Origin of the sequence: Streptomyces sp. NPDC059002 (genome assembly GCF_042740435.1) — a bacterium.
In the GTDB taxonomy this organism is placed as follows: Bacteria; Actinomycetota; Actinomycetes; order Streptomycetales; family Streptomycetaceae; genus Streptomyces.
Genome location: NZ_JBHYJI010000010.1, coordinates 54,349 through 74,532 on the forward strand (window position 1 = coordinate 54,349; position 20,184 = coordinate 74,532).

General features: G+C 69.7%; 15 protein-coding genes. 7 read left to right on the forward strand and 8 right to left on the reverse strand.

Annotation, left to right across the window (positions count from 1 at the left end):
- Positions 1–25: 25 nt before the first annotated feature.
- The 5 genes from ACFWZ2_RS11900 to ACFWZ2_RS11920 all read right to left on the reverse strand — a co-directional run bounded on the left by ACFWZ2_RS11900 (position 26) and on the right by ACFWZ2_RS11920 (position 6,258).
- Complete coding sequence (locus ACFWZ2_RS11900) at positions 26–1,090, reverse strand: LLM class flavin-dependent oxidoreductase (RefSeq protein WP_384544923.1); 1,065 nt, start codon at positions 1,088–1,090, stop codon at positions 26–28.
- Positions 1,091–1,207: 117 nt separating this feature from the next.
- Positions 1,208–2,818 (reverse strand): FAD-dependent oxidoreductase, encoded by a 1,611-nt coding sequence (locus tag ACFWZ2_RS11905; protein ID WP_384544924.1) that lies wholly within the window; start codon positions 2,816–2,818, stop codon positions 1,208–1,210.
- A gap of 4 nt (positions 2,819–2,822) precedes the next feature.
- On the reverse strand, positions 2,823–4,367 hold the full coding sequence (gene glpK / locus ACFWZ2_RS11910; RefSeq protein WP_384544925.1) for a glycerol kinase GlpK: 1,545 nt from the start codon (positions 4,365–4,367) through the stop codon (positions 2,823–2,825).
- A gap of 68 nt (positions 4,368–4,435) precedes the next feature.
- Entirely contained in the window at positions 4,436–5,227 is a 792-nt protein-coding gene (locus tag ACFWZ2_RS11915) for an MIP/aquaporin family protein (protein WP_384544926.1), read from the reverse strand.
- Between the two features lie 266 nt (positions 5,228–5,493).
- Positions 5,494–6,258 (reverse strand): IclR family transcriptional regulator, encoded by a 765-nt coding sequence (locus ACFWZ2_RS11920; protein WP_384544927.1) that lies wholly within the window; start codon positions 6,256–6,258, stop codon positions 5,494–5,496.
- 267 nt (positions 6,259–6,525) lie between these two features.
- On the opposite strand from ACFWZ2_RS11920, the gene metH reads away from it, so the two are divergent.
- The 4 genes from metH to ACFWZ2_RS11940 all read left to right on the forward strand — a co-directional run bounded on the left by metH (position 6,526) and on the right by ACFWZ2_RS11940 (position 14,517).
- Positions 6,526–10,062, forward strand: coding sequence for a methionine synthase (gene metH, locus ACFWZ2_RS11925; RefSeq protein ID WP_384544928.1), 3,537 nt, complete (start codon positions 6,526–6,528; stop codon positions 10,060–10,062).
- 145 nt (positions 10,063–10,207) lie between these two features.
- Positions 10,208–10,903, forward strand: a complete 696-nt coding sequence (locus ACFWZ2_RS11930; protein WP_384544929.1) for an HAD-IA family hydrolase — start codon at positions 10,208–10,210, stop codon at positions 10,901–10,903.
- Positions 10,904–11,249: 346 nt separating this feature from the next.
- Entirely contained in the window at positions 11,250–12,857 is a 1,608-nt protein-coding gene (locus ACFWZ2_RS11935) for an ABC transporter substrate-binding protein (RefSeq protein WP_384544930.1), read from the forward strand.
- Positions 12,858–12,930: 73 nt separating this feature from the next.
- Positions 12,931–14,517, forward strand: coding sequence for an ABC transporter substrate-binding protein (locus tag ACFWZ2_RS11940; protein WP_384544931.1), 1,587 nt, complete (start codon positions 12,931–12,933; stop codon positions 14,515–14,517).
- Positions 14,518–14,632: 115 nt separating this feature from the next.
- Here ACFWZ2_RS11940 and ACFWZ2_RS11945 read toward each other — a convergent pair whose 3' ends face one another.
- Together ACFWZ2_RS11945 and ACFWZ2_RS11950 are read right to left on the reverse strand one after the other, a co-directional pair.
- Positions 14,633–15,304, reverse strand: a complete 672-nt coding sequence (locus ACFWZ2_RS11945; protein ID WP_098241447.1) for a response regulator transcription factor — start codon at positions 15,302–15,304, stop codon at positions 14,633–14,635.
- 15 nt (positions 15,305–15,319) lie between these two features.
- Entirely contained in the window at positions 15,320–16,201 is an 882-nt protein-coding gene (locus ACFWZ2_RS11950) for a RecB family exonuclease (RefSeq protein ID WP_384544932.1), read from the reverse strand.
- 129 nt (positions 16,202–16,330) lie between these two features.
- Here ACFWZ2_RS11950 and ACFWZ2_RS11955 point away from each other — a divergent pair, with 129 nt between their 5' ends.
- The 3 genes from ACFWZ2_RS11955 (at position 16,331) to ACFWZ2_RS11965 (ending at position 19,652) form a co-directional block, all read left to right on the forward strand.
- Positions 16,331–17,896 (forward strand): site-2 protease family protein, encoded by a 1,566-nt coding sequence (locus ACFWZ2_RS11955; protein ID WP_384544933.1) that lies wholly within the window; start codon positions 16,331–16,333, stop codon positions 17,894–17,896.
- Positions 17,897–17,954: 58 nt separating this feature from the next.
- Positions 17,955–18,857: a tRNA (adenine-N1)-methyltransferase gene (locus ACFWZ2_RS11960; protein WP_384544934.1), complete on the forward strand. Its 903-nt coding sequence runs from the start codon at positions 17,955–17,957 to the stop codon at positions 18,855–18,857.
- Positions 18,858–19,073: 216 nt separating this feature from the next.
- On the forward strand, positions 19,074–19,652 hold the full coding sequence (locus ACFWZ2_RS11965) for a hypothetical protein (protein WP_384544935.1): 579 nt from the start codon (positions 19,074–19,076) through the stop codon (positions 19,650–19,652).
- Positions 19,653–19,671: 19 nt separating this feature from the next.
- Here ACFWZ2_RS11965 and ACFWZ2_RS11970 read toward each other — a convergent pair whose 3' ends face one another.
- Entirely contained in the window at positions 19,672–19,986 is a 315-nt protein-coding gene (locus tag ACFWZ2_RS11970) for a ferredoxin (RefSeq protein ID WP_384544936.1), read from the reverse strand.
- Positions 19,987–20,184 lie beyond the last annotated feature (198 nt).

Consider the following 20,184-nt stretch of genomic DNA (forward strand, 5'->3'; position numbering starts at 1 on the left):
GATCGTAGCCCGCGGTGCGGAGCCGTCACGGGGTGTCCCACAGCGTGGACGGCGCCGCCCTGCGCACCACCGGCGCGATCTCCTCCGCGAACCGTTCCAGGGTCTCGATCTGCTCGGCGGGCGCGAGCCCGAAACCGTCCACCGAGATCGACTGCAGATCGTGCCCGTACACCTCGTGATAGCCGAGGATCTTGTCGATGATCTGCTGCGGGGAGCCGATGAGTTGGGGCCCGTCCGCGATCGCCTCCTCGATCGTGCGGAAGGGCGTGTTGTACCCCGCCTTGCCTTCCAGGTCGGGCCGGAAGGACTGCGCGACCTTCGCCTCGTACAACTCCTTGTAGCGGGCGACCGCCTGCTCCGCGGTGTCCGCGATGAGCAGCCCGCCCGAGCCCGCCGCGACATGAGCGCGGGCCGGATCGTGGCCGTACGCCTCGAAGCGCTCGCGGTAGTGGGCGATGAGCGAGGCGTACGCCGAGCGCGGCTGGATGGCGTTGGCCGTGAACAGCGGATCACCGTGCTTCGCCGCGAGTTCGGGCGAGTTGAGGGAGGTCGCGGAGCCGTGCCAGACGCGCGGCGCCCCGGCGTACGGCCGCGGCACCGTCGTCACGTTCTTCAGCGGCGGCCTGAACTCGCCCTCCCAGTCGACGTTCTCCTCGCGCCACAGTCGGCGAAGCAGCTCGTACTTCTCGCGCTGGAGGTCCCACTGCCGCTCCTCGTCGAGCCCGAAGAGATCGAAGTGCCCGGCCTCCGCGCCCTTGCCGACGACGAGTTCGACGCGGCCGCGCGAGATCTGGTCGAGTGTCGCGTAGTCCTCGGCGACCCGCACCGGGTCGAGGATCGCGACGACGGTGACGCCGGTGAGGAGCCTGATCCGGGTGGTGCGCGCGGCCACGGCGCCGAGCACGACCGTGGGGCTCGACGACAGGAACGCGCCCGCGTGCCGCTCGCCCACGGCGTACGCGTCGTAGCCGAGCCACTCCGCCGCCACACCGACCTCGATGACCTCCTCGAACCGGTCGGCGGGGGAGGGGAGTCGTCCTGTCAGCGGGTGCGGGGCGTGGGAAATGAGGGAAAGCACCTGAAACTTCATGCCTTCAAATGTGCGCGCGGAACATTGCGGCGCTGTGGCGGCGGTGTGGCGCCCCGCACCGCGCACGCGTGAGGGGCGGCCCCCAACGGGAGCCGCCCCTCAGCCACTTCAGACGTGTCAGGCCTTCTTGCCCAGCAGGTCCTCGACCTTGCCGCGGACCTCGTCCGTGGCGAGACCGCGGATCGTCAGCGTCGTACGGCGGCGCAGCACGTCGTCGGCCGTCTCGGCCCACTCGTTGTCCCGCGCGTAGACGACCTGCGCCCAGATCTCCGGGGCGTCCGGGTGGACGCGCTCGGCCAGCTCCGGGTTCTCGTTCGCCAGACGGGCGATGTCGAAGGAGAGCGAGCCGTAGTGCGTCGCCAGGTGCTTGGCGGTGTCGGCCGACATGCGCGGCCCGGGCGCCGGGCCGTCCACCAGAAGGCGGTGGGCGACGGCGCGCGGGTTGGCGATGCCGGGCAGCGGCAGCTTCTTCGGCAGCGAGGAGACCGGCTCGTAGTCGTCGCCGAGCGGGTGGCCCGGCAGCGCCTCGAGCTTCTTCATGATCGTCCGGCCGATGTGGCGGAACGTCGTCCACTTGCCGCCCGCGACCGACAGCATGCCGCCCGCGCCCTCGGTGACGACCGTCTCGCGCTTGGCCTTCGAGGTGTCGCCGGGACCGCCGGGCAGCACGCGCAGACCCGCGAAGGAGTACGTGATCAGATCGCGCGACAGCTGCTGGTCGCGGATGGAGAACGCGGCCTCGTCCAGGATCTGCGCGGTGTCCGCCTCGGTGACGCGCACGTCCGCCGGGTCGCCCTCGAACTCCTCGTCCGTCGTACCGAGCAGGAGCATGTCCTCCCACGGCAGGGCGAACGTGATGCGGTACTTGTCGATCGGCGTGGCCAGCGCGGCCTTCCACGGGGCGGTGCGCTTGAGGACCAGGTGCGCGCCCTTGGAGAGCCGGATGGAGGGGGCCGCGTCCGGGTTCTCCATCTTGCGCAGGTGGTCGACCCAGGGACCCGTCGCGTTCAGCACCAGGCGGGCGCTGACGCCGAACTCGGTGCCGTCCATGCGGTCCTTGAGCTCCGCGCCCGTGACCCGGCCCTTGGTGAAGCGCAGGCCCGTGACCTCGGCGTGGTTGAGGACGGCGGCACCGGCCTCGACGGCCGCGCGGACCGTCATCAGGGCCATGCGGGAGTCGTTCATCTGGTCGTCGCCGTAGACCGCGACGGCCTTCAGGTTGTCCGTGCGCAGCTCCGGCACGTCCTGCGCGGCCTTCGACGGCGAGAGCAGGTGGCCGACGCCGTCGCCGAACGCGGAGAGCGCGCTGTACGCGAAGACACCCGCGCCCAGCTTGGCCGCGCCGTGCGGGCCGCCCTTGTACACGGGCAGGTAGAAGGTGAGCGGGTTCGCCAGGTGGGGGGCCACCTGACGGGACACCGCGCGACGCTCGAAGTGGTTCTCCGCGACCAGCTTCACCGCGCCGGTCTGCAGGTAGCGCAGACCGCCGTGGAGGAGCTTGGAGGAGGCGGAGGAGGTGGCGCCGGCGAAGTCACCGGCGTCCACCAGGGCCACCCGCAGTCCCGACTGCGCGGCATGCCAGGCGGTGGAGATGCCCAGGATCCCGCCGCCGATCACCAGGAGGTCGTACGTCGCCTTGGAAAGCCGCTCCCGGGTCTCGGCGCGGCTCGGGTTGGAACCGGCAGCCGGATGCGTCCCGAGGGCAGGGACGCTCTGCAGGGTGGTCATTGTCTTACTCCTCGCCACTCTCATCGAGCCAACCCATGGACCGCTCGACGGCCTTGAGCCAGCTCTTGTACTCACGGTCGCGGGTGCCCGCGTCCATGTGGGGGGTCCATTCCGCGGCCCGGCGCCAGTTGGCGCGCAGCTCGTCGGTGGAAGACCAGAAGCCGACGGCGAGACCGGCGGCGTAGGCGGCGCCGAGGCAGGTCGTCTCGGCCACCATCGGGCGCACCACGGGCGCGTCGAGGAAGTCCGAGAGGGTCTGCATCAGCAGGTTGTTGGAGGTCATGCCGCCGTCGACCTTGAGGGCCGCGAGCTCGACGCCGGAGTCCTTCGTCATGGCGTCGGTGATCTCACGGGTCTGCCAGGCCGTGGCCTCCAGGACGGCGCGCGCGATGTGCGCCTTGGTCACGTACCGGGTGAGGCCCGCGATCACACCGCGGGCGTCGGAGCGCCAGTACGGGGCGAACAGGCCGGAGAAGGCCGGCACGAAGTAGGCGCCGCCGTTGTCCTCGACCGACGACGCGAGGGTCTCGATCTCCGCGGCGGAGTTGATCAGGCCCATCTGGTCGCGCATCCACTGCACCAGCGAACCGGTGACGGCGATGGAACCCTCCAGGGCGTAGACCGGCTTCTGGTCGCCGATCTGGTAGCCGACCGTGGTCAGCAGGCCCGAGTAGGAGTTGATGGCCTTGTCACCGGTGTTCATCAGCATGAAGGTGCCGGTGCCGTAGGTGGACTTGGCCTCGCCCTCGTCGAAGCAGGTCTGGCCGAACAGGGCCGCCTGCTGGTCGCCGAGCGCGGAGGCGACGGGGATGCCGCCGAGCAGGTCGCCGAGCTTGCCGCCGGAGACCTCGCCGTAGACCTCGGCGGAGGAGCGGATCTCGGGGAGCATCGCCGTGGGGACGCCGATGGACTCGCAGATCTTCTCGTCCCACTGCATGGTGTGCAGGTTCATGAGCATGGTGCGCGAGGCGTTGGTGACGTCGGTGACGTGCTTGCCGCCGTTGACACCACCCGTCAGGTTCCAGATGACCCAGGAGTCCATCGTGCCGAAGACGATGTCGCCCGCCTCGGCGCGCTCGCGCAGGCCCTCGACGTTGTCGAGCAGCCAGCGGGCCTTGGGCCCGGCGAAGTAGGAGGCCAGCGGGAGGCCGGTCTCGCGGCGGAAGCGGTCCTGGCCGACGTTGCGCCCGAGCTCCTTGCAGAGCGCGTCGGTGCGGGTGTCCTGCCAGACGATGGCGTTGTGCACCGGCTCGCCGGTGTTCTTGTCCCACAGCAGCGTGGTCTCACGCTGGTTGGTGATGCCGATCGCCTTGATGTCGTCGCGGGTGATGCCGGCCTTGGAGACGGCCCCGGCGACGACCTGCTGGACATTGGTCCAGATCTCGGTCGCGTCGTGCTCGACCCAGCCCGGCTTCGGGAAGATCTGCTCGTGCTCCTTCTGGTCGACGGAGACGATCCGGCCGTCCTTGTCGAAGACGATGCAGCGGCTCGAGGTGGTGCCCTGGTCGATGGCCGCGATGAAGGGGCCTGCGGTGTGTGCGTCGGTCACGGTGTGCTCCAGAAGTTCTTGCTTGGCGGTCTCGGCGTCTGAGGCGGTCATCGGTCGCTGTCGCGGATCTACTTGAACGCGACGTTGTACAGACCGCCGGCGATGGCGCCGCCGATCAGCGGACCGACGACCGGCACCCAGGCGTACGACCAGTCCGAGCTGCCCTTGTTCGGCAGCGGGAGCACGGAGTGGATGATGCGCGGACCGAGGTCACGGACGGGGTTGATCGCGTAGCCCGTGGGGCCACCGAGCGAGAGGCCGATGCCGACCACGACGAGCGCGGTGATCAGGGCGCCGAGCACGCCGAGGCCGTTGCCGCCGTCGTTCAGGCCCTGGGTCAGGATCGCGAGGACCAGGACGACCGTGGCGATGACCTCGGTGAGCACGTTCTGCACGGCGTTCCGGATCTCGGGGCCGGTCGAGAAGATGCCGAGCACGGGGCCCGCCTTGGGCGCGGACTTCTGGTCGACCATGCCCTCCTCCGCCGGCTGCGCCGCGAGGATCTCGGGGTCGGTCAGGTGGGCCTTGAACTGGCCCATGTAGGTGACCCACACCAGGAAGGCGCCGATCATCGCGCCGAGCAGCTGCGAGCCCAGGTAGAGCGGTACGTCGCTCCACTTGGTGCCGCCCTCGATCGCGAGGCCGAGCGTCACCGCCGGGTTGAGGTGGGCGCCGGAGACGCCACCCGCGAGATAGGCGCCGGTCAGCACGGCGAAGCCCCACCCGAAGGTGATGGCGAGCCAGCCGGCGTCCTTGGCCTTTGAGCGCTTGAGCGTGACGGCGGCGCACACGCCACCACCAAGCAGGATGAGCACGGCGGTACCGATGGTCTCGCCGATGAAGATGTCGGAGCTGGACACCCGCGACTCCTTTGTCCTTCGTCCAGGGGAAGGCGAACCCCGGGTCCCTCCGGTGGTCCGCGACCTCAGGTGAGGTCGTTGCCGGCCCTTGGCCTTGCCACACTCTAGCGCGTAATGCCGGTAGGTGTTCGACAATGCCGACCGATGGACGCGAGTCTCGCCCTGGTGTTACTTGCCCGTCAAGACTTCTGTTATTGAAAACACGATCGTTATTGATCGTTCCGGGTTATTGACGATCTCGCAGCCCGAGAGGGCACGGCCGCAGGTCAGAAACGTCCCGCGCCCAGATCCCTGGAGACGGCGCGCGCGCAGTCCCGCACGGCGGCGATCAGCTCCGGCCGCAGCTCCCCGTCCTTGCAGACGCGCTCCACGGCGCCGGTGACACCGACCGCGCCGACCGGCATGCGGCGCCGGTCGTGGATGGGGGCCGCGACGGAGGCGATGCCCTCCCAGGTCTCCTCGACGTCGGCCGCGTACCCGCGCGCGCGGGTCAGATCGAGAACGCCCTCGAACCCATCGGCGTCGGTGACGGTGCGCGTGGTGAAGGTCTTGCGCTCGGCCTCGACGGCTTCGTTGTGCGCGACCGGGTCGTAGGCGGAGAGGACCTTTCCCAGGGCGGTGGAGTGCAGCGGCTGCATGGCCCCCACCTCCAGGACCTGGCGGCTGTCGTCGGGCCGGAAGACATGGTGGACGATGAGTACGCCCTGCTGGTGCAGTACGCCGAGGTGCACGCTCTCGCCGCTGGAGCGGGCCAGGTCGTCGGTCCACACCAGGGCGCGGGCCCGCAGCTCGTGCACGTCCAGATAGCTGTTGCCCAGGCGGAGCAGCTCGGCGCCCAGCTGGTAGCGGCCCGACGCGGAGTCCTGCTCGACGAAGCCCTCGGCCTGGAGGGTGCGCAGGATGCCGTGGGCCGTGCCCTTGGCCAGGCCGAGCGCGGAGGCGATCTCCGAGAGGCCGAGCCGTCGCTCGCCGCCCGCGAGCAGCCGCAGCATCGCCGCGGCACGTTCGAGCGACTGGATGTTGCGTGCCATCGCAGTCCCGACCTCCGTCCCCTCGCACCACATTCGTCGTTCGACAATGCTGAACACTATCGGTCGTTGTCGACCTCCCGCTAATGCGCGGACGGCCCGTGTTGCACCCCTCTCCCTTGTCAAGAGCGCACTTGAGCCAGACTCGACCCGCACGTCCGTCCCGTGGACGACTTCACAACGGGACCTTGGTCCCGGCTACCCTGGCCGAGTGCGCCCTCCAACAGAAGGCGCAAAGCCGACAGCCGTCGCACTCCAGGGAGCTCTTTCATGGCCTCGTTGCCAACCCCGTCGTCGCAGTCCACGCCCTTCCCGCCCGAGAGCAGGGCCCGAGTCGACGCCTTCCGCGAGGCCCTCGCCACCCGCGTGGTGGTGGCCGACGGCGCGATGGGCACGATGCTCCAGGCGCAGGACCCCACGCTCGAGGACTTCCAGAACCTCGAAGGCTGCAACGAAGTCCTGAACATCACCCGCCCGGACATCGTCCGCTCGGTGCACGAGGAGTACTTCGCGGTCGGCGTCGACTGCGTGGAGACCAATACGTTCGGCGCGAACTTCGCGGCCCTGAGCGAGTACGACATCCCGGAGCGCAACTTCGAGCTCTCCGAGGCCGGCGCCCGCATCGCCCGCGAGGTCGCCGACGAGTTCACGGCGAGCACCGGGCAGCAGCGCTGGGTGCTCGGCTCGATGGGCCCGGGCACCAAGCTGCCGACCCTCGGCCACGCCCCCTACACCGTGCTGCGCGACGCCTACCAGACCAACGCCGAAGGCATGATCGCGGGCGGCGCCGACGCCCTCCTGGTGGAGACCACCCAGGACCTCCTGCAGACCAAGGCCGCCATCCTCGGCGCCCGCCGCGCCCTGGACGCCACCGGCGCGAACCTCCCGCTGATCTGCTCGGTCACCGTCGAGACCACCGGCACGATGCTCCTCGGCTCCGAGATCGGCGCGGCGCTGACCGCCCTGGAGCCGCTCGGCATCGACATGATCGGCCTGAACTGCGCCACCGGACCCGCCGAGATGAGCGAGCACCTGCGCTATCTCGCCCGCCACTCGCGCGTCCCGATCTCCTGCATGCCCAACGCGGGACTGCCCGTCCTCGGCAAGAACGGCGCGCACTACCCCCTGACGGCGCCCGAGCTGGCCGACGCCCAGGAGACCTTCGTCCGCGAATACGGCCTGTCCCTGGTGGGCGGCTGCTGCGGTACGACCCCCGAGCATCTGCGCCAGGTCGTCGAGCGGGTGCGCGGCGTCGAGACGGCCGCCCGCGAGCCGCGCCCCGAGCCCGGTGCCGCCTCGCTCTACCAGACCGTGCCGTTCCGCCAGGACACCTCGTACATGGCGATCGGCGAGCGCACGAACGCCAACGGCTCCAAGAAGTTCCGCGAGGCCATGCTGGAGGGCCGCTGGGACGACTGCGTGGAGATGGCGCGCGACCAGATCCGCGAGGGCGCGCACATGCTCGACCTCTGCGTCGACTACGTGGGCCGCGACGGCGTCAAGGACATGGAGGAGCTGGCGGGCCGCTTCGCCACCGCCTCCACCCTGCCCATCGTCCTGGACTCCACCGAACTCCCCGTCCTCCAGGCCGGGTTGGAGAAGCTGGGCGGCCGCGCCGTCATCAACTCCGTCAACTACGAGGACGGCGACGGCCCCGAGTCGCGCTTCACCAAGGTCACCGCGCTCGCCAAGGAGCACGGCGCCGCGCTGATCGCGCTGACCATCGACGAGGAGGGCCAGGCCCGCACCGCCGAGAACAAGGTCGCCATCGCCGAACGCCTCATCGAGGACCTGACCGGCAACTGGGGCATCCACGAGTCGGACATCCTCATCGACACCCTGACCTTCACCATCTGCACCGGTCAGGAGGAGTCCCGCGGCGACGGCATCGCCACCATCGAGGCGATCCGCGAACTCAAGCGCCGCCGCCCCGACGTGCAGACCACGCTCGGTCTCTCCAACATCTCCTTCGGCCTCAACCCGGCCGCCCGCGTGCTGCTCAACTCCGTCTTCCTGGACGAGTGCGTCAAGGCGGGCCTCGACTCGGCGATCGTGCACGCCTCCAAGATCCTGCCGATCGCGCGCTTCGACGACGAGCAGGTCACCGTCGCCCGCGACCTGATCTACGACCGCCGGGCCGAAGGCTACGACCCCCTGCAGAAGCTCATGGAGCTCTTCGAGGGCGTCTCCACCAAGTCGATGAAGGCGGGCAAGGCCGAGGAGCTGCTCGCCCTGCCGCTGGACGAGCGCCTGCAGCGCCGCATCATCGACGGCGAGAAGAACGGCCTGGAGGCCGACCTCGACGAGGCACTCCAGGACACGCCCGCCCTCGACATCGTCAACAACACCCTCCTTGAGGGCATGAAGGTCGTCGGCGAGCTCTTCGGCTCCGGCCAGATGCAGCTGCCGTTCGTGCTCCAGTCCGCCGAGGTCATGAAGACCGCGGTGGCGCACCTGGAGCCGCACATGGAGAAGTCCGACGCCGAGGGCAAGGGCACCATCGTCCTCGCCACGGTCCGCGGCGACGTCCACGACATCGGCAAGAACCTCGTCGACATCATCCTGTCCAACAACGGCTACAACGTGGTCAACCTCGGCATCAAGCAGCCCGTGGCCGCGATCCTGGACGCCGCCGAGGAGCACCGCGCCGACGTCATCGGCATGTCGGGCCTCCTGGTCAAGTCCACCGTGATCATGAAGGAGAACCTGGAGGAGCTCAACCAGCGCGGCATGTCCGCCGACTTCCCGGTGATCCTCGGCGGCGCCGCCCTCACCCGTGCGTATGTCGAGCAGGACCTGCACGAGATCTACGAGGGCGAAGTGCGCTACGCCCGCGACGCGTTCGAGGGCCTGCGCCTGATGGACGCCCTCATCGCCGTCAAGCGCGGCGTGCCCGGCGCGACCCTGCCCGAGCTGAAGCAGCGCCGCGTGCCCAGCAAGGCCTCCGCCGCCGTCCTCGAGGTCAACGAGGAGGAGGGGCCCGCCCGTTCGGACGTCTCCACCGACAACCCGGTCCCCACGCCGCCGTTCTGGGGCACCCGTGTCGTCAAGGGCATCCAGCTCAAGGAGTACGCCTCCTGGCTCGACGAGGGCGCGCTCTTCAAGGGCCAGTGGGGCCTCAAGCAGGCGCGGACCGGCGACGGACCCTCGTACGAGGAACTCGTCGAGACCGAGGGCCGCCCACGCCTTCGCGGCTGGCTGGACGAGCTGCACACCAAGAACATGCTCGAAGCGGCCGTCGTGCACGGCTACTTCCCCTGTGTGTCCAAGGGCGACGACCTGATCATCCTGAACGACGACGGCTCGGAGCGGACCCGCTTCTCCTTCCCGCGCCAGCGCCGCGGCCGCCGCCTGTGCCTCGCGGACTTCTTCCGCCCCGAGGAGTCCGGCGAGACCGATGTCGTCGGCCTCCAGGTCGTCACCGTCGGCTCGAGGATCGGCGAGGCCACCGCCGAGCTCTTCGCCGCCGACTCCTACCGCGACTACCTCGAACTGCACGGCCTGTCCGTGCAGTTGGCCGAGGCCCTCGCCGAGTACTGGCACGCGCGCGTGCGCTCCGAACTCGGCTTCGGCGGCGAGGACCCCTCCGACGTCGAGGACATGTTCGCCCTGAAGTACCGCGGCGCCCGCTTCTCGCTCGGCTACGGCGCCTGCCCCGACCTGGAGGACCGCGCGAAGATCGCCGAGCTGCTCCAGCCGGAGCGGATCGGCGTGCAGCTCTCCGAGGAATTCCAGCTGCACCCCGAGCAGTCCACGGACGCGATTGTCATCCACCACCCCGAGGCGAAGTACTTCAACGCCCGCTAACGGCGCGTACAGGTACGGCAACGCCTGCTAAGGCCGCGTTTAACTGAAGCGCGCGTTCCTGGGACGAGTCGTACACTGGTCGGTCCAGCTCAGGCCGGTTCCCTTCGGGGAACCGGCCTTCTCGTCCCTCATGGAGGTGTGTCGGATGACCAGTACGGTCCCCGCGCTCGGTACACGTACGGCCGAAGGGTCCGCCCTTCAGGGCGTCCTCCTGGACATGGACGGCACGCTCGTCGACACCGAGGGCTTCTGGTGGGACGCCGAGGTCGAGGTCTTCGCGTCGCTCGGCCACGCCCTCGACGAGGCCTGGCGCGACGTGGTCGTCGGCGGACCCATGACGCGCAGCGCGGGCTTCCTCATCGAGGCCACCGGCGCCGACATCACCCTGCCCGAGCTGACCGTGCTGCTCAACGACGGCTTCGAGGACCGCATCAGCCGCTCCCTGCCGCTGATGCCGGGCGCCGCGCGCCTGCTCGCCGAACTCGCCGCGCAGCGCGTGCCGATGGCCCTCGTCTCCGCCTCGCACCGGCGCATCATCGACCGCGTCCTCGGCTCGATCGGCGCCCACCACTTCGAACTCACCGTCGCGGGCGACGAGGTGACCCGCACCAAGCCGCACCCCGACCCCTACCTCCTCGCGGCCGCGGGCATCGGCGCGGACCCGGCCAGATGCGCCGTCATCGAGGACACCGCCACCGGTGTGGCCGCCGCGGAGGCCGCGGGCTGCCGGGTGGTGGCCGTGCCGTCCGTCGCCCCCATCGCACCGGCCGCGGGCCGCACCGTCGTGCCCTCCCTCGAACACGTCAACCTGCCTTTCCTGCAAGGGCTGATGAGTTTCTGAGGTTCCGCCAGTTCCCTCATCGACCCCGTTGAAGGTGTGACGTTTCCCACTTCAAGTGGGGTCGACAGTGGGGCCCGTGTGTGCCCTGACCCCTCTTGGGGGGTGTGGGGGCGTGACGTTGTGTCCCGATTGATGGGAGCGTGCACGAAACCTTCCACTGTTGGGTTATCGGTGCGTCCGCGCCCGGTTTCGCAGCGTGATTGGCGACCGGGTCCCACCCTCTCCGGCGCCCGACTGGTGCGGACTAATCTCGTCGCGAGAACATCGCCCCACCCCCCGTGCCCCATCAACCCTCACCCCGCGTTGCGGGATTCACGGGATTCAAGAGCTCTGGAGAACGTCGAGCATGAACCGCAAGATTTTGGTGCTGCCGGCTGTCATAGGTCTGCTCGCCCCCGCGCTCGCCGCGTGCGGTGGTTCGGGCAGCGGAGACGGCGATGACGCGATCACTGTCGGCACCACGGACGCGTTCGCCATCTCGAAGGAGGTCCCGGCGCCCTTCGACCCGGCGTACGCCTACGACGCCGGCTCCTGGAACATCCTGCGCCAGACCGTGCAGACGCTGATGGCCCTGCCGCGCGGCGACGGTGAGCCGCAGCCCGAGGCCGCCGAGCAGTGCGGCTTCACCGACACGGGCAACGAGCGCTACGCCTGCACCCTGCGCAAGGGGCTGAAGTTCTCCGACGGTTCGTCGCTGACGGCCGCCGATGTGAAGTTCTCCATCGAGCGGGTCCGTGACATCAAGATCAAGGACCCCAGCGGTTCGGACGGTCTGGTGTCGAACGTGGAGGAGATCGAGACGCAGGGCGACCGCGAGGTCGTCTTCCACCTCAAGACCCCCGACGCGACGTTCCCGTACAAGCTGGCCACGCCCACCGCCGGCATCATCAGCAAGGACCACTACAGCAAGAACAAGCTGCGCGACGGCTTCGAGGTGTCGGGCTCCGGCCCGTACACGGCCAAGCCGGAGGTCAAGGGTGACCGCCTGGTCAAGACGGTGTTCACCAAGAACCCCGAGTACAAGGGGCAGTTCAAGCCGCAGAGCGACAAGGTTGAGCTGCGCAACTTCGCGGACACCGACGCCATGGGCGCGGCGCTCAAGGACGGCGACATCGACCTGATGACGCGCACCATGTCGCCCCAGCAGGTCAAGCAGCTCGACACGGACCCGGACAAGAAGATCGACCTGGTCGAGATGCAGGGTCTGGAGATCCGCTACCTCGCCTTCAACACCGACGCCCCGACGGCCAAGAACAAGGCCGTCCGCCAGGCCATGGCGCAGATCGTCGACCGCGGCGCGCTGGCCTCCCAGGTGTACGGCTCGACGGCCGACCCGCTCTTCTCCCTGGTGCCGACCACCATCACCGGCCACGCCAACTCGTTCTTCAACAAGTACGGCAACCCCAGCCCGGCCAAGGCCCGCAGCGTGCTGGAGAAGGCCAACATCACCACCCCGGTGAAGCTGACGCTGCACTACACCACCGACCACTACGGCCCGGCCACCAAGAAGGAGTTCGAGATCCTGCAGAAGCAGCTCAACGACTCCGGCCTGTTCGACGTGTCGATCAAGGGCGTGCCGTGGAGCACCTTCCGCGCGGCCGAGCGCGACGGCAAGTACGCGGTGTACGGCATGGGCTGGTTCCCCGACTTCCCGGACGCCGACAACTTCCTCGCGCCGTTCCTCGACAAGGACAACTTCCTCGGCTCGCCGTACGTCAACCGCACCATCAACGACCAGCTGATCCCCACCTCGCGCCGCGAGGCCGACCGGCTCGCCGCCTCCAAGAGCATCCGCAGGATCCAGGACATCGTCGCCGACGAGGTCCCGGTGCTCCCGCTCTGGCAGGGCAAGCAGTACATCGCCGCGCGCGACGACATCACGGGCGTCGAGTGGGCCCTCAACTCGTCGTCGAACCTCCAGCTGTGGGAGCTCGGCCGCGGCGTCAGCGGCTGACGTTCCCGTGAGGGGGCGGCCGACTTCCGCCCCCTCGGTTCCACCGAACGTCCACAACAACAAAGGCACGTACGTGAAATGTCGTAACCAGTGGCTTGCCCTCCCGCTCACCGGAGGACTCGCCGCCGCCCTGCTGACCGGCTGCGGCACGGAGTCGGGCGGTGCGGGGGACACGGGCGACGCGGTCGTGATGGGGATGTCCGACGACGTCCTGGCCACCGACCCCGCGGCCGGCTACGACCCCGGGTCGTGGCTCCTGTTCAACAACGTCTTCCAGTCCCTCCTGAGCTTCCCCAAGGGCGCCACGGAGCCGGAGCCGGAGGCCGCCAAGTCGTGCGGCTTCACGGACACGGAGGCGAAGGTCTTCAAGTGCGAGCTGCGCGACGGGCTGAAGTTCAGCAACGGCAACGCGCTCACCTCGAAGGACGTCAAGTTCTCCTTCGACCGCATGCGGGCCATCAAGGATGACGCGGGCCCGGCGATCATGTTCCCGATGCTGGACCGGGTGCAGACTCCGGACGCCAAGACCGTCGTCTTCCAGCTGAAGTACCCCGACGCGACCTTCCCGAGCAAGATCGCCTCGGGTGCGGGCTCGATCGTGGACCATCGCGAGTACGACATGAACAAGCTGCGTACGGACGGCAAGGCCGTCGGCTCCGGCCCGTACAAGCTCGACTCCTTCGGCGAGGAGCAGGCGACCTTCTCGGTCAACTCCGGCTACACGGGCACCGCGAAGACCAAGAACGACGGCGTGGCCATCAAGTTCTTCCACGGTGACCAGAAGGGCCTGAAGAAGGCCCTGATGGACGGCGAGGTCGACCTGGCCTACCGAGGACTCGCCGCGGCCGACATCGCCGACATCGAGCGCGACACCTCCAAGGCCGGGCAGGACGTCGACATCGTCGAGGGCACCAGCGCCGAGGTGCAGCACCTGGTCTTCAACATGAAGGACCCGGTGGCGGGCAAGCTCGGCGTGCGCAAGGCCATCGCGTACCTGCTCGACCGGGACGCCCTGGTCAAGGAGGTCTACCAGGACACGGCCACGCCGCTGTACTCGATCGTCCCCGCGGGCATCGGCGGTCACAACACCGCGTTCTTCGACACCTACGGCGACCGTCCGCAGCGTGCCAAGGCCGCGTCCGCCCTGCGTGGCGACGGCATCGAGGGCAAGGTCAAGCTCACGCTCTGGTCGACGCCCTCGCGCTACGGCCCGGCCACGGACCAGGAGCTGCGCGCCATCGCCAAGCAGCTCAACGCCTCGGGTCTCTTCGAGGCCGACGTGCAGTCCGTCGGGTTCGACCAGTACGAGAAGGACATCGCGGCGGGCAAGTACGGCGTGTACGTGAAGGGCTGGGTGCCGGACTACCCGGACCCCGACAACTTCACCCAGCCGTTCTTCGGCAAGGGCAACGTCCTCGGCAACCACTTCGAGAACCGCGACATCACCGGGAAGATCATCCCCGGCACGGCGACCGAGAGCGACCGCACCAAGACCGACAAGCAGTACGCCGAGCTGCAGGACATCGTGGCCGACCAGCTGCCGGTCCTGCCGGTCTGGCAGGCCAAGCAGTACGCGGTCGTGCGCGACAGCGTCTACGGCCTGGAGTCCTGCCTGGACGCGTCGACGGTGTTCCGATTCTGGGAGATCAGCAAGGGCTGAGGCACCGGCCGACACACGCACAAAGGGTGGCCGTCCCCTCGGGGGCGGCCACCCTTCGCGCGTGGAACGCGGAACTCCGTCGCGTGCGGAACTCCGTCGCGTGCGGAACGCGGAACTACTGCGCGCCGGGGCGCACCAGACCGCTCTCGTACGCATACACCGCGGCCTGCACCCGGTCGCGCAGGCCCAACTTGGTGAGCACATGCCCGACATGGGTCTTCACGGTCGTCTCGCTCACGAAGAGGTCCGCCGCGATCTCGGCGTTCGACAGGCCGCGGGCCACCAGCTTCAGGACCTCGACCTCGCGCTCGGTGAGCGTGTGCAGGGTGTCCGGCACCGGCTCGTCGCCGGACGGCAGATGCGCGGAGTACTTGTCGAGCAGCCGGCGCGTGATGCTCGGCGCGAGCATCGCCTCGCCCGCGGCGACCACGCGGATCGCCTGCACCAGCTCGTTCGCCGGGGCGTCCTTCAGGAGGAAGCCGCTGGCTCCGGCGCGCAGGGCCTCCACCACGTACTCGTCGAGGTCGAAGGTGGTCAGCACCAGGACCTTCGCGGGACCGTCCCTGCCGGGTCCGGTGATCTGCCGGGTCGCCTCGACCCCGTCCATCCGCGGCATGCGGATGTCCATGAGGACCACATCGGGCTGCAGCGCCCGCACCTGGTCGAGAGCCTGCAGGCCGTCTCCGGCCTCGCCGACGACCGCGATGTCCTGCTCGGCCTCCAGAATCATCCGGAACCCGGTGCGCAACAGCGGCTGGTCGTCGACCAGTAGGACGCGGATCGCCACGTGTCTCTCCTTCAGCTAGCCCGGGCCCATTCTGCCCTGCTCGCCCGCCATGGACTCGGGCGCCCTCACCGGAAGCGGATACGGCGGGGGAGTCCCCCCGAATTCCGGGCAAACCGCCTGATGGTCGCACCAACCGCACAATTTGGTCGGCCGCGGTCGCCAGTCGCCGGTCTCCGTGGCGAGCTCGATCGCCTCCCAGAGCGCAAGGAGCTTGCGCTCGACGCGCTCCAGATCGGCCACCACCGGGTCGTACGTGATGACGTCGCCGCTGCCGAGATAGACCAGCTGCAGTCGGCGCGGCACGACGCCCTTGAGGCGCCACACCACCAGTGCGTAGAACTTCATCTGGAACAGGGCGCCCTCCGCGTACTCCGGACGCGGGGCCTTGCCCGTCTTGTAGTCGACGATGCGGACCTCACCCGAAGGGGCCACGTCCACGCGGTCGATGATGCCGCGCAGCTTGAGCCCCGACTCCAGCTCGGCCTGCACGAACAGCTCGCGCTCGGCGGGCTCCAGGCGGGTGGGGTCCTCCAGGGTGAACCAGCGCTCGACGAGCTTCTCGGCGTCCGTCAGCCAGCGCGCCATGCGCTCGCCCTCCGGGTCGTCCGCGAACAGCTCGGTCAGCTCCGGCTTCGCCTCGCGCAGCCGGTCCCACTGGCCGGGGATCAGCGACTTGGCGCGCGGCGCGGTGCGCTCGCTCGCGGGCGCGTCGAAGAGCCGCTCGAGGACCGCGTGCACCAGGGTGCCCCGGGTCGCCGCCTCGCTCGGCTTCTCGGGCAGCTTGTCGATCACCCGGAACCGGTAGAGCAGCGGGCACTGCATGAAGTCACCCGCGCGCGAGGGCGACAGGGATGCCGGGCGCACGGCCGCCGCGGCACCGTCGGTGCTGGTTTCCATGAGGACAGACCCTACGACCCGCCACTGACAACAGCCGCATACCATCGACGACAGACCCTCTCGCCCTGCATGATCGTGCGGGTAACCGCGCCATACCGGGGCGAGGGACGCTTCGAACGAGGGGACATCGTGGACGAAAGCGGCGGGAGCGGCAGGCCGCGGTCCGACGGCGGCGAAGGCCTGCGGCCGAGCGGAACAGAAGGCTCCGCGGAGCCGACGCATCCGGTCGACACGGCAGGACCACGTCCCGCCGACCCGGACGCACCCTCGCCCGCACCCAGAAACACCCCTCCACCCGAGGCCTTGACCCCCGAGACCCCGGAACCCCACGCGCCCACCGCCCCGGCCCCCGACGACCAGGCTCCGGCCGACGGCCAGGCCCCGGCGGATCCTCAGGGTCCGGCCGACCGCCTGACCAAGGCCACGCCGCAGGACGCACCCCCCGGGACGCCTCCCGGCGACGCGGACAGCGGAGCCGGGCGCGCCCGGGCCGCCCACGGCCCGGTGGGCGGTAAGGGGGTGCAGCCGCCCAAGGCGCAGCGGGGGCCCGGTGGCGGGCTGCTCATGGGGCGGCCCTTCGGTGTGCCCGTGTATGTCGCGCCCAGCTGGTTCCTCGTCGCCGCCCTCATCACGTGGGTCTTCGGCGGCCAGCTCGACCGCGTCCTGCCGGAGCTCGGTGGCGCCCGCTACCTCGTCTCGCTCTTCTTCGCCGTCGCCTTCTACGCCTCCGTGCTGGTCCACGAGCTGGCCCACACCGTCGCGGCCCTGCGCTTCAAGCTGCCGGTGCGCCGGATCCAGCTGCAGTTCTTCGGCGGGGTCTCGGAGATCGAGAAGGAGTCGGAGACCCCGGGACGGGAGTTCGTCCTGGCCTTCGTCGGACCGCTCCTGTCACTCGTGCTCGCCGGGGTGTTCTACGCGGGCATGCGCGCCGTCGAGCCCGGCACCGTCCCCGGCGTCCTGCTCGCGGGCCTGATGATCTCCAACCTCATCGTGGCCGCCTTCAACCTCCTGCCGGGCCTGCCCCTGGACGGCGGCCGCATGCTGCGCGCCGTCGTCTGGAAGATCACCGGCAAGCCGATGAGCGGCACGGTCGCCGCCGCCTGGGTCGGCCGCGCCCTCGCCATCTCCGTACTGATCGGGCTGCCCCTGCTCAACCAGTCCGGCGCACTCGGTGGCGAGCCGCAGGACATCGGCGGCATGGACACCGTCACCGACGCCCTGCTCGCCGCGATCCTCGCCGCGATCATCTGGACCGGCGCGGGAAACAGCCTGCGCATGGCCCGCCTGCGCGAGCACCTGCCCGAGCTGCGCGCCCGCACCCTGACCCGTCGGGCGGTCCCCGTGGAGAGCGGCACCCCTCTCTCCGAGGCGCTGCGCCGCGCCAACGACGCCGGTGCCCGTGCCCTCGTCGTGGTCGACCCCGACGGCGACCCCATGGCCGTCGTCCGGGAGGCCGCGATCGTCTCCGTGCCCGAGCACCGCCGTCCCTGGGTCACGGTCAGCGGCCTCGCCCAGGACATCACCGAGGGCATGCGGATCTCCGCCGAGCTCGCGGGCGAGGAGCTCCTGGACACCCTGCGGGCCACGCCCGCCACGGAGTACCTCGTCGTCGAGGCGTCCGGTGAGATCTACGGAGTGCTGTCCGCCGCGGACGTGGAGCGCGCCTTCGTCAAGGCGATGGCGAGGCCCAGCTGAGCACCGCCACCGCACGGCCGTGGTCTGCGGGCTCCGCCGCGGCCGGTAGGCTGGTCACATGTCCGAACCGACCGGTGCCGCCCGCCGTCGCGGGCCCTTCAAGGTCGGGGACCAGGTCCAGCTCACCGACCCCAAGGGACGCCACTACACGTTCACGCTCGAGGCCGGGAAGAACTTCCACACCCACAAGGGTTCCTTCCCCCACGACGAGCTGATCGGCGCTCCCGAGGGCAGTGTTGTCCGTACCACGGGAAACGTCGCCTACCTGGCGCTGCGACCCCTGCTCCCCGACTACGTCCTGTCCATGCCCCGCGGCGCCGCCGTGGTCTACCCCAAGGACGCGGGGCAGATCCTGGCCTTCGCCGACATCTTCCCCGGCGCGCGCGTCGTGGAGGCGGGCGTGGGCTCCGGCTCGCTCAGCAGCTTCCTGCTGCGCGCCATCGGTGACCAGGGAATGCTGCACTCGTACGAGCGCCGCGAGGACTTCGCCGAGATCGCCCAGCAGAACGTGGAGCGCTACTTCGGCGGCCCGCACCCCGCCTGGCAGCTCACCGTCGGCGACCTCCAGGACAACCTCAGCGACACCGAGGTCGACCGCGTCATCCTCGACATGCTCGCCCCCTGGGAGTGCCTGGACGTCGTCTCCAAGGCGCTCGTCCCCGGCGGCATCCTGTGCTGCTACGTCGCGACCACCACCCAGCTCGCGCGGACCGTCGAGTCCATCCGTGAGATCGGCGGCTTCAACGAGCCGACCGCCTGGGAGTCGATGATCCGCAACTGGCACATCGAGGGCCTCGCGGTCCGTCCCGACCACCGCATGATCGGCCACACCGGCTTCCTGCTCACCGCCCGCCGCCTCGCGGACGGCGTCGAGCCCCCCATGCGCCGCCGCCGCCCCGCCAAGGGCGCGTACGGCGAGGACTACTCGGGACCGAACGCCGACGGCGGCTCGCCGCGCTGACCCGCGCGCGGGCACCCCAAAAAGCAGGCGCCGCCGCCGAGTTCCCTGACCGACCAGGGAACTCGGCGGCGGCGCCGTTTCGTTGACAGGGCACCAGCGGCGTACCAAACGAATCAACCGACCCACCGGACCCCGGTGTTCCACCTCACTGTGAGGTATGGCACGATGCTGGCCACCTCCCCCACCGGCACAGCCCTCACAGGAGACACTTCTCTCGTGCAGCACCCCGCCGTCCCGGAACTGGCACACACCACCACGCGCCCCATCCACTGGCTGGCCACCGCGGCCGCGCTCGCCGCCGTCATCGGGGGCTCGGCCTTCCTCCAGCCCGACCCGGCGAACGCCGCGCAGTCCGGCTCGAAGCCGCACAGCAGAGCCGCCGCGGGCCCAGCCCCGGCACCCGACCCCGCATCCGTCGACTTCCCCCTCGACTGCGGCACCGTGAAGCCCGTCGTGAAGAAGAAGGCATCGGGGGACCTCGACGGGGACGGCAGGCCGGAATCGGTCGCCGTGGTGCACTGCCAGGCAGGCTCGGGCACCCCGCCCGACGGGGTCTATGTGATCACCAGGCCCGAGGCGGGCAAGCCCCGCGTGGTCGCCACCCTGGTCGACCCGAAGGACCGGCTCAACGTGAGCGACTTCGCCGTACGTGATGGCGCGATCACGGCGACCCTGCTCGGCTACTCCTCGCCCGACGTGCCGCGCTGCTGCCCCGACCGCGAGGACGAGGCCCAATGGCGCTGGCAGGACGGCACGTTCGCGCGCACGAACCCCGCGGAGGCGCGCAGCGTCTGATGCCCCTGGGGGCGGTGGTTCACTCCGCGTCGGGCCCGTAGACCTCGACGCTGTCCGAAACGCGGCGCACGTGAATGCAGTCGCCCGGGCACTCCTTCGCGGAGTCCACGACATCCCGCAGGAGCGGCAGCGGCACGGGCGTTGTGGCCCCGGGGGCCTGCAACAGTTCGTCGTCGCTGCTCTTCACATAGGCCAGTCCGTCGATGTCCAGCTCGAAGACCTCGGGCGCGTACTGCGCACAGATGCCGTCTCCTGTGCAGAGGTCCTGGTCGATCCAGACCTCCAGCAGATCGTGGCCCTCACTGCCGGTCTCGGCGTCGTGCCGCACGGTCATCTCTCCTGCCGTTTGCTGCGCCGAGCGGCCCGTTTCATGTGCAAGTCGGGCCAGCCCTGACGGGTGTTGAACACTTCGACGATACAACCGCCCGCTTTCCGATGTTGTTGGGTGGGTATTCCCCTGACGTGAGGGAGAGCGCAAGGGTGAAGATCGGACACACCCCCATCGTCTTTGTGATCTAGGGGTTTCAATCGA

Bases quoted from the DNA above. Each gene is read 5' to 3' on its own strand.
- ACFWZ2_RS11935 (WP_384544930.1), top strand. From the start codon at position 11,250: ATGAACCGCAAGATTTTGGTGCTGCCGGCTGTCATAGGTCTGCTCGCC.
- ACFWZ2_RS11905 (WP_384544924.1), bottom strand. From the start codon at position 2,818: ATGACCACCCTGCAGAGCGTCCCTGCCCTCGGGACGCATCCGGCTGCC.
- ACFWZ2_RS11920 (WP_384544927.1), bottom strand. From the start codon at position 6,258: ATGGCACGCAACATCCAGTCGCTCGAACGTGCCGCGGCGATGCTGCGG.
- ACFWZ2_RS11950 (WP_384544932.1), bottom strand. From the start codon at position 16,201: ATGGAAACCAGCACCGACGGTGCCGCGGCGGCCGTGCGCCCGGCATCC.
- metH (WP_384544928.1), top strand. From the start codon at position 6,526: ATGGCCTCGTTGCCAACCCCGTCGTCGCAGTCCACGCCCTTCCCGCCC.
- ACFWZ2_RS11900 (WP_384544923.1), bottom strand. From the start codon at position 1,090: ATGAAGTTTCAGGTGCTTTCCCTCATTTCCCACGCCCCGCACCCGCTG.
- ACFWZ2_RS11970 (WP_384544936.1), bottom strand. From the start codon at position 19,986: ATGACCGTGCGGCACGACGCCGAGACCGGCAGTGAGGGCCACGATCTG.
- ACFWZ2_RS11960 (WP_384544934.1), top strand. From the start codon at position 17,955: ATGTCCGAACCGACCGGTGCCGCCCGCCGTCGCGGGCCCTTCAAGGTC.
- ACFWZ2_RS11930 (WP_384544929.1), top strand. From the start codon at position 10,208: ATGACCAGTACGGTCCCCGCGCTCGGTACACGTACGGCCGAAGGGTCC.